Below are 9,355 nucleotides of genomic sequence, written 5' to 3'. Positions count from 1 at the left end.
CCGAAGCGCCCGGCCCATTTTCGTTCGGCGACCAGGAGCGGGTGGCACGCATTCTGACATCAGCCGGCTTCACCGATGTCACTATCACGCCCTTCGATGCTTCCATCCCGTTCGGCGAGGGCGAGACGCGGGACGCGGCGATCGACGACGCGGTAAAGATGGCGTTCGAGGGCGGCCCGCTGTCGCTTGTGCTCGCTGATCAACCTGACGACATCCGCGCCCGTGCCTCGACCGCGGTTCGTGCCGCCTTCGCGGGCTTCCCCGGGAAACGGTCTGTGATGATCAACGGCGCGGCGTGGATCGTCATGGCACTCAATCCTGCAGTTAACAGGGATTAAACCGAAAGAAGCCCCGCTCGGTGGATCGAGGCGTCTTTTGCCGATCTGTTTCGTCGACCGGTTGACTCCACAGCCATATGCGGTCATTCGCTACAACACCCATTGTCGGCTAAACATCTCGGATCTATATGGACGCCTTCAACTGGGTCGAAATCCCCAATACACTGGGCACGGTCATGCACGCCGATGGCGAATACCTGGGTTCAAAACCCTACTGCGTCAGTGGCCAGTACATTCAACGCATGTACGACTAAGCTGAATGTCAGCGAAGACCGCTCAAGCGCTTTTCAAGGGAAATTCCAAATGAAAGCTCGTACCCGCTTCAGTGCTTTCAACGGCTACACAACCGCCATGCAGTTGCATGATTGAGCGAACAATGGCCAACCCCAGTCCCCCGGAATCGTCGGGCTGATTACGTGACGGGTCGCATCGATAAAAGCGCTCAAACAATCGTGGAAGATGCTCTGCGGCAATCGGCTCCCCTTGGTTATTCACCGTGATTTTTAGCTTGTGCTCAGAAACTCTGCTGCTGATCGTCACTGCAGACGCAGGATTTGCGTAGCGCAACGCATTGGCCAGCAAGTTAGCCAATGCTCGACGGATCAAGTCTGGATCACCCAGCAACTGATCCCGGGCCAGGTTTAGCAGCTGCACATCTCGCTCTTGGGCCACGCCTTCGAAATACTCACATAGCTGCTCAACCAGATCGTGCAGGTTGATGTGCTCAAATTTAACGCCAGCGTTTGGCTGCTCGGTGCGAGCGAGAAACAGCATGCTGTCGATCATTCGCGCCAGCCTTTCATACTCTTCCTGATTGGAAACCAGCAGATTCTGATAGTCCTCGATAGAGCGACTGCGCCTCAGGGCTTGCTGGGTATGTCCCATCAGGTTGCCAAGCGGGGTTCGCATCTCGTGGGCCAGGTCTTCCGAGAAACGTGAAAGCTGGGCGAATCCATCCTCAAGGCGGGCAAGCATTTGGTTGAGGGCATTACAGAGCACTTTGAGTTCATTCAATTCATTGAACTCATCCAGCCGCAGATGCAAATGCTGCACGTCAATTCCGGCGGCGCGTTTTTCCAGCAGGCGCACGGGGTGCAAGCCTCGTTGACTCACCCACCAGCCGAATGCAAAAGCCAACAGCGCACCGACGGACATGGCCAGCCAGAGCTTGAGTCGATAAGCACCCAGCATCTGGTCGCGCTCACTCAACAACTTGCCAGCGATCAGGGTCAAGCCGCGATCACCCTGCATGACATCCCGCCAGGCAAGCCGCACTGATTCAGGCGCGTGACCGTCACCGAGGCGAGCCTGGGGTGCAGCCGGCAGCGTTGGCAAGGTCATACGCACTGGGTTGATTTCGATCAACACCTTGCCGGTGTCATCGACGATCCATAGCAGATTGTCGTTATTGCCCAACATGTTTTCGTAGAGCTTGGGCCGCCCTCGCAGTTGCTCGATGCTGTCGCTATCGCTGATCAATGCTTGCATGCGCTCCAGCCGCCCCAGCAGGGCCTGGTCATCGCGCCAGGCAATTTCTCGCTGTAACGATTGATAAAGATAAAAACCAAGGGAGCCCAGCAATAGCCCGCTGACCAGTGCGAACATGATCGCCAGACGCAGGCTCAGGGTGCGCGGATACAGATTCAGGATTGCACCTCGAGCATATAACCGATACCACGCACTGTGTGGATCAACTTCAGCGCGTAAGGATCGTCAACCTTGGCTCGCAGTCGACGGATGGCGACATCGACCACATTGGTGTCGCTGTCAAAGTTCATCTGCCAGATCTGGGAGGCAATCAGCGAGCGCGACAGGACTTCCCCTTCACGACTGAGCAGCAGATGCAGCAGGGCGAATTCCTTATTGGTGAGGGTGAGGCGCTCTCCGTTGCGCATGACCTTGCGGCGCAACAAGTCCAGGCTCAGGTCGCCAGCCACAAAATGCTCGACTTCGCGAGGCGGACCACGGCGTAGCAAAGTGCGTACGCGGGCCAACAACTCGGCATAGGAAAAAGGTTTCACCAGATAATCATCGGCCCCCAACTCCAGCCCTTTGACCCGATCATCAACCGAGTCGCGCGCGGTGAGGAACAGCACTGGAGTCTGCCATTTGCGCCGGATGATTTGCAGTAATTGCCAGCCATCCAGCCCTGGCAGCATGACATCCAGAATGATCAGGTCGAACTCACTCTCCTGCGCCAAATGCTGGCCGTCCAGCCCGTCAAGAGCGATCTCTACCGCATAGCCTGATTCAGTCAGGGCTTTGCGCAGGTAATCCGCCATTTTCGTTTCATCTTCAACCACCAGGATACGCATTTTTTCCTCCAAAACTGGAGCACAGGCTAGCCCGCTTCGCTGAATTCTCACATTACATATTGGTAATCCGCAGGCAATCATTCTGACGGGGTGCACTGGTCATGATGTCTGGCAATGAATCAAACAGACTCAGCCAAGGAAACCGCATGCCTACAAGCCTATCGACTTCATTGCTGCTCACACTCGCAATGAGCTCTGCGTTCGCCGTTGCAGCCCCGGATCAGGTTGCGCAGCGCAAGGACGTGTCACTTGCAATGGCCAACGATTTGCTTAATGCCGCGCTGACGGCTTGCCACGCCGAGGGGCGCACAGCCGTTGCCGCCGTTGTTGACCGTGGCGGCAATCTGGTTGCCGTGCAACGCGATGACAATGTTGGCCCGCACAACACGTCAGCCGCGCAACGCAAAGCCTATACCGCGCTGTCGACCAAGACACCGACGCGGTTGTTAACCGAACGCGCTCGCGCTAATCCAGATGCACAAAACCTCAACACCCTTGATGAGCTGTTGCTGCTCGGCGGAGGCGTGCCATTGCAATTCGATGGTGAGGTCATCGGCGCCATCGGAGTGGCCGGTGCGGGTGGCGCTGCAAACGATGAAGGTTGTGCAGTGGTCGCTATCAACAAAGTTTTACCTGCCGTTAAAAACTAAGGACATCACCATGACTGTATTGAAAAGTTTGTTCGTTGGCGCTGTATTGAGTGCCCTTTCAACCCTGGCGGCAGCGGCAGCCAATCCATTGAGCGTGCATGTACTCAACTTGCAGGATGGCCTGCCCTCCCCTGGAGTGAATGTCACTTTGGAAAAACAGGATGGAAAAACCTGGGACCTGCTCAACAGCGCGGCAACCAATGAGCAAGGCCGCATCACCGGGCTGTATCCGCAAGGTCGGGGTCTGGAGAAAGGAACTTACCGTGTCACCTTCAAGACCGGTGAGTGGTTCAAGGCACATAAGACGTCCAGTTTCTTTCCGGAAGTACCCGTCATTTTCGAGGTGGACGGCACCGTCCCGCACTACCACATCCCATTGCTGCTCAGCCCCTATGGCTTCTCCACCTACCGTGGGAATTGATGAATAAGCGATACTCAAGCGATTTCATTGCGCACCGATACATCACAACGCCGCCCCAAGGGGCGGCGTTGCCGTTTTGTCTTTGGCATTGAAACCTGTGCGATGACCGAGTGCACAACTTGGGGCAACTGGCAGGGAAATATCCCTGATTGTCTGGATTTTTTACCAACCCATTGATTTGCCGTAGCCTTCGATACTATCCATACTGAAAAACCATGCCCTTATACGGCCGTTGACTGTTCCCCCATGCGCAAACTTCTGTACCTGACTTTATCCATGGCGCTGGTCGCCGCCCTCACAACCTACGCCATGTGGGCCGCCGATCGCCCGATGGGCCATTACCTCTCGGACCTGCGCATCGATCTCGCTGTCGATCAGGGCCAGCCCGCTGATCGGGGCAACTTGCTGGGTATCCAGCCCGAGCTGTTTCCAACCGACTATCAAAGCCCTGAACGCTTGCACCGCAAGCTCGCCGCTTACCTGCAAAAGGCTCGGGATCAAGGTTTGTTGAATGCGAAAACCATTGTCGTGCTGCCGGAGCATATCGGCACGTGGCTGATGGTCAGCGGCGAAAAGGATGAGTTGTACCAGGCCACCACACTCAAGGAGGCCATGAACTGGCTGGCCGTGAGCAATCCGTTGAAGTTCGTCCGGGCACTGATCGGCGCCGAGGGTAGCAGCCGTCTGGACGATGCTCACTTGCGGATGAAAGCCAAAGGGATGGCCAAGGACTATCAGGCGCTGTTCGGCGGGCTGGCGAAAGAATTCGACGTGACACTGGTGGCTGGCTCCATCGTGTTGCCCGAGCCCAGCGTCATCGACGGCACACTGAAAATCGGTCGCGGCGCGCTGTATAACAGCAGTGTGGTATTCAGCCGCGAGGGTTTGCCCATCGGTCAGCCGCAGCGACAGATGCATCCGGTGTTTGAACAGCGGGATGCGATCAAGGCCAATGGCGAACATGCGCTCAATGTCGTCGACACCCCGGCCGGGCGTCTGGGCGTGCTGATCGGCAGCGACAGCTGGTACCCGGACAACTACCGCAAGCTCGACGCTGAACGGGCACAACTCGTCGCGGTCCCGGCGTTCGTTGTCGGCCGGGGCACCTGGGATCAACCATGGCGCGGCTACAAAGGTTCATCGACACCCGGCTCTGTCAGCCTCAAGCCCGGGGAGCTCAGCGAAGGCCAAGCGTGGCACCATTTGACCCTGACCACTCAAGCGCCCTCCAGCCAGGCTATCGCCGGCATGAGCGTGTTCTTGCGCGGCCAGTTCTGGGATCAGCCCAGCGCCGGGCAAAGTTTTCTCAGCCGCAACGGTCAACACTTTGCCGATGACAATGCCCGCGGCGCGCGTTTGCTGAACCTGTGGTTGTAAGCCATGAAACCATTGCCGATGCGTCTCGGCGATTTATCGGTGGGCTTCGTTCATAGCCTGGCGGACGCCGTGCGCAGCTTCGATGCGGACCCCCAGCCCCTGCTCGAGCAATACGGCCTGGACACGGCCCGCCTCAGCGAAGCGGGTGCGCGCCTTTCGATTCCGCGCTACATGCGTCTGGGACATGGTGCGATTCAGCTGACCGGCAACCCGGCGCTCGGCTTGCGCATGGGCCAACTCAGCCGCCTCAGCCAAGCGGGCCTGGCGGGCATCACGGCAGCCCAGGCACCCACGGTACGCGAGGCGGCGCGCTGCCTGATTCGCTTCGAAGCCTTGTATGGGTCCAACTATCGCGGCCATTCAAGCTTTCACGAAGACCCGCAGGGAGCCTGGCTGCGCTTTTACTCCATCAGCCCTTACAACAGCTACAACCGTTTCGTAGTGGATTCTATCCTCGCGGGCTGGTTGCAGCAGTTGTCCAGTGTGAGCCCTGCCCCACTGAGCGCCGAACGCATCGACATCGAATTCGAAGCACCCGACTACAGCGCCGCCTACGACGCGCTGGGCGACTGCACAATTCAATTTGGTGCCGAACACAATCAATTGCGCCTGAGCCTGGCCAGCCTCGCCCAACGCAATCCAGAGCACTGCCCGAGCACTTGGCGCCTCTTGCTGAGCTTGTGTGAACGGGAACTGGAGCAGCTGACACGCACCCGCAGCCTGCGTGAACGCATCACTCAGTTACTGGGGCCATTGCTCAATGGTGGCCGGGAACCCGACCTGGAAGAAGTGGCGGCACGCCTGAAGCTGCCCACCTGGACCTTGCGCCGCAAACTCGCCGAAGAAGGCACGCAATTTCGTGCAATCCTCAACGATACCCGTCGCGACCTGGCCATGACTTACATTCGCGATACCGAATTGGCGTTCGGCGAAATCGCCTACCTGCTGGGCTTTGCCTCAGCCGAAGCGTTTCAACGCGCGTTCAAACGCTGGACCAGCCAGACTCCCGGCGAGTTTCGCCGCAGCCACAGACAATCTGCTTAAAGCAGCAAGCCTTGACGGCTTAAAGCTCGGTAGCGTCTTCGGCAGGTTCCAGTGGGTCCAGTTCAAACGCCTGATACTCGAGCAGCTCTTCTTGATAATCGTCCATTTTCGAATCCCCCACAGCTTGTTGAAATTGCGTCTGACCCAGTGATCAGCGAATCCGAGGGTAAGGTGCCCGTGTGAAAGAAAAATGACGCGGGCACAACTCTGCGTCGCCTCTGAATAAAACGTAGCAGGGCATCAGGAATTTATCAGCGGCTTTTTTAATTCAGGCCGCCGAACGGCGGCCTGGCTTGATCTGTATCAATGTTTGCAAATGTTACTGGCCAGTAACCGGCATCGCCTGAATCGGCTCACTTGGCGCAGGCAAATCGCTGGGGTTGGCAGGCGGCGTGATGGTTTGCGCCTCAGGGGCGGGTTCCGAAGCCGGGGCGGTGGTGATCGGTGCGGCCTCAGGCGGCGGTGCTACCGGTTCAGAAGCGGCTGGCGCCACTTCAGCGGCCTTGGGTGCCTCGGCCGCGGGTGCAGGCGCTGCGGCGGCTTCCGGGGCCAATGATGCCGGTACAGCCTTGGGCTCAGGAACGCCCAGATCGGTTTTCGGTTTCTCGGTAATGTGCGCCGCTTCCTTTACTTCCTTGGGCAGGAACAGCTCGACCAAGGCAAAGAAACGCTCGTAGAACTTGGCGGAAGTCACGGTTTCGCTCGCGACCTTGACCATCGAGTCGTCCGACGAACCGATCGGCATCGACACCGACCCCAGCACGCCGACACCAAGACTGGCGGAGTTGTTGGTTTTCTTCAGTGCGTACTGGTCTTGCAAGGCGTTGGCGAACACCGTGGCGTGATGCCCGGCGCTACCATCTTCGGCACAGACCACACTGAAACTGATTTCCATGTGGGTCTCGCCGGTCTGCTGGAAGCTCTTGTGCCCGCTGACCAATTTCGGATCGCTGCTGGTGATGATGTAACCCTGGCTGAGCAAAGCCCGACGAGCGGCTTCACAAGACGCAGAATCGGTCACCGGATAGTTGCGGGAAAATGTTCCGGAGTCGTCGAAATTCTCATGCTCATAGATGGCGGTCTTCTTCGACGAACAACCGGCAGCAGTGGCCAGCAGCAACGCCAGCCCGACAACCCGCATGGGAAATGATTTAAACATTGAACATCCTGAGAAAAACGGTTCGGGGCGTATTGTGCAACAGATCGATGCTTAGCGGCGCAACGATTGTGTCTTAAAACAGTTACAGGTGTGTTGACTCCGATATTTGGCAAACGTCCCGCGCGTTCGTCGTTGCAGATGTAACAAAAAACCCCGACCTTTCGGGGCCGGGGTTTTTGTGAGACTCAACTCAAACCTGGATCAAAAACGCTTGATCTCGGCCTGGCTTTCCAGCTGCTTGCGATAAGCCGCGAAGTCTTGCTGGCCTACACGCGACGCGAGGAAGCGACGGTATTGAGCCTTCTCTTCTTCGGTAGGTGCTGCTGCTTCATTCACGCCATTGAGGCGTACGATCACCAGGCTGCCATCAGGCAGGGTCACGCTGCTGAACGTCGGCTTGTCCTTGCTGGCAGGCTTGGGCATGCGGAACAGCGCTTGCAACACAGCAGGGTCTACCCCTTCCTGAGCGCGGGTCGCCGCTTCAGTCACTTTCCAGGTCTGACCATCGATCGCCTTGTCCAGCGCAGTCTTGCCATCGCGCAGACTGACAATCAACTCGTCAGCCTTGGTCTTGGCAGCAGCACTGGCGTGTTCTTTGGTCAATTGCACTCGAATGGCAGCTGACACTTTTTCCAGCGGCAGTTGCGCAGGCTTGAGGTGTTCCTTGGCACGCAGCACGATTACGGTTTCCGGATCGAGCTCGATGGCGGTGCTGTTCGCACCCTCATCCAACACTTCGGGGCTGAACGCAGCCGTGACTACGGCACGGTTGGCCGCAATGCCTTCACCACCTTCACGGCCGAACGGCGCGGAGGTGTGAACGGTCAACTTCAAGTCCTGCGCTGGCTGGGCCAGATCGGAAGCCTCGAACGAAGCGTCTTCCAGTTGCTTGGTCGCCTCGACGAAACGCTGCTCAACCTGCGCGGCCTTCAGCTCACGGGTCAGCTTGTCTTTCAGGCTGGCGAGCGTCGGCACTTCAGGCGCTTCCACACCCAGCAGCTTGATCAGGTGAAAGCCGAAGTCGGTACGAACCGGCTCGGAAACCTGGTCCTTGTTCAACGAGTACAACGCTTTTTCGAATACAGGATCGTAAACGCCAGGACCGGCATAACCCAGATCACCGCCGTTGTTCGCCGAACCAGGATCCTGCGAGAACTCCTTGGCCAGCGCTTCGAACTTCTCACCCTTGTTCAGGCGTGCCTGGATCTCGTCAATCCTGGTTTTGGCCTGAGCTTCGGTAGTCTTGTCGTTCACTTCGATCAGAATGTGCGCAGCCCGGCGTTGCTCGGACAGGTTCGCGATTTCTTTCTGATACGCCGCTTGCAGGTCTTCGTCCTTGACGCTGACCTGATCAAAGAAAGAAGCCTTCTTCAACTCCAGGTAATCGATGATCACCTGATCCGGCGTCATGAATTCCTTGGCGTGTTCGTCGTAATACGCTTTGACTTCGTCGTCAGTCAGCTTCACCGCTGCCGGGTCGGCCTTGATGTTCAGGGAAGCGAAATCGCGGGTCTGTTTTTCCAGACGGGCGAAGGCCATTACCTGTGCATCCGTGACGAAACCACTGCCCGCCACACCGGCGCGCAACTGACCGATCAGCATTTCCTGAGCCAGCATCTGGCGGAATTGCATACGGCTGTAGCCCAGTTGGCGAATGACCTGATCGAAGCGCTCTGGACTGAACTTGCCATCCACCTGGAATTCAGGGGTTTGCAGGATGACCTGATCCAGGGCCGCTTCGGAGAAAGCGAACTTGGAGCTTTCTGCGCCTTGCAGCAGCAGTTTGCGATCGATCAAGCCTTTGAGAGCCGATTCGCGCAGCATTTTTTCGTCGAGCAAGGAAGCGTCGAAATCCTTGCCCAGCTGTTGCATGAGTTGACGGCGTTGCATATCGACCGCCTGACTCAGCTCGTTCTGGCTGATTTCTTCGCCGTTGACCTTCGCCGCTTCATTCTTGTTGGTCGTGGCCTGAAAAATGGCGTCGAAACCGGTCAAAGCCATCAGTGCAACGATGACCCCGATAATGGTCTTGGCAATCCAGCCTTGTGAAT

9 protein-coding genes and 1 pseudogene are annotated in these 9,355 nt (G+C 57.6%); 6 read left to right on the top strand and 4 right to left on the bottom strand.

Features of this window, described 5'->3' with window-relative positions:
- Both D8V06_RS26340 and D8V06_RS31060 read left to right on the top strand, forming a co-directional pair.
- Window positions 1-338: pseudogene (locus D8V06_RS26340) on the top strand (SAM-dependent methyltransferase); the annotation flags it as partial.
- A gap of 128 nt (window positions 339-466) precedes the next feature.
- Window positions 467-592: a hypothetical protein gene (locus tag D8V06_RS31060; RefSeq protein WP_277751158.1), complete on the top strand. Its 126-nt coding sequence runs from the start codon at window positions 467-469 to the stop codon at window positions 590-592.
- Between the two features lie 22 nt (window positions 593-614).
- On the opposite strand, the gene D8V06_RS26335 is transcribed toward D8V06_RS31060, so the two are convergent.
- Together D8V06_RS26335 and D8V06_RS26330 are read right to left on the bottom strand one after the other, a co-directional pair.
- The gene (locus D8V06_RS26335) at window positions 615-1,985 is read right to left on the bottom strand and encodes a heavy metal sensor histidine kinase (RefSeq protein WP_130932106.1); all 1,371 of its coding nucleotides are present in this window, start codon (window positions 1,983-1,985) and stop codon (window positions 615-617) included.
- Entirely contained in the window at window positions 1,982-2,653 is a 672-nt protein-coding gene (locus D8V06_RS26330) for a heavy metal response regulator transcription factor (RefSeq protein ID WP_056854732.1), read from the bottom strand. The genes D8V06_RS26335 and D8V06_RS26330 overlap by 4 nt, the downstream gene beginning before the upstream one ends.
- 188 nt (window positions 2,654-2,841) lie before the next feature.
- Between D8V06_RS26330 and D8V06_RS26325 the strand changes: the two genes are divergently transcribed.
- From D8V06_RS26325 to D8V06_RS26310, 4 genes are all read left to right on the top strand, one after another.
- Window positions 2,842-3,303, top strand: coding sequence for a heme-binding protein (locus tag D8V06_RS26325; RefSeq protein WP_241664272.1), 462 nt, complete (start codon window positions 2,842-2,844; stop codon window positions 3,301-3,303).
- Window positions 3,304-3,313: 10 nt separating this feature from the next.
- The gene (gene uraH / locus D8V06_RS26320) at window positions 3,314-3,724 is read left to right on the top strand and encodes a hydroxyisourate hydrolase (protein ID WP_130932105.1); all 411 of its coding nucleotides are present in this window, start codon (window positions 3,314-3,316) and stop codon (window positions 3,722-3,724) included.
- A 246-nt stretch (window positions 3,725-3,970) separates the two neighbouring features.
- Complete coding sequence (locus D8V06_RS26315; protein ID WP_130904246.1) at window positions 3,971-5,101, top strand: nitrilase-related carbon-nitrogen hydrolase; 1,131 nt, start codon at window positions 3,971-3,973, stop codon at window positions 5,099-5,101.
- Window positions 5,102-5,104: 3 nt separating this feature from the next.
- Window positions 5,105-6,145 carry an AraC family transcriptional regulator gene (locus D8V06_RS26310; RefSeq protein ID WP_130907302.1) on the top strand — a complete coding sequence of 347 codons (1,041 nt, stop codon included), beginning with the start codon at window positions 5,105-5,107 and terminating at the stop codon, window positions 6,143-6,145.
- A gap of 319 nt (window positions 6,146-6,464) precedes the next feature.
- Here D8V06_RS26310 and D8V06_RS26305 read toward each other — a convergent pair whose 3' ends face one another.
- Both D8V06_RS26305 and D8V06_RS26300 read right to left on the bottom strand, forming a co-directional pair.
- Window positions 6,465-7,304, bottom strand: a complete 840-nt coding sequence (locus D8V06_RS26305) for a DUF2242 domain-containing protein (protein WP_130904244.1) — start codon at window positions 7,302-7,304, stop codon at window positions 6,465-6,467.
- A gap of 201 nt (window positions 7,305-7,505) precedes the next feature.
- A partial coding sequence (locus D8V06_RS26300; protein WP_130932104.1) for a SurA N-terminal domain-containing protein occupies window positions 7,506-9,355 on the bottom strand: 1,850 nt, incomplete at its 5' end.

This window comes from Pseudomonas sp. Sample_24, from assembly GCF_004307605.1.
Taxonomy (GTDB): domain Bacteria; phylum Pseudomonadota; class Gammaproteobacteria; order Pseudomonadales; family Pseudomonadaceae; genus Aquipseudomonas.
This window is presented reverse-complemented; position numbering and strand designations above follow the sequence as displayed.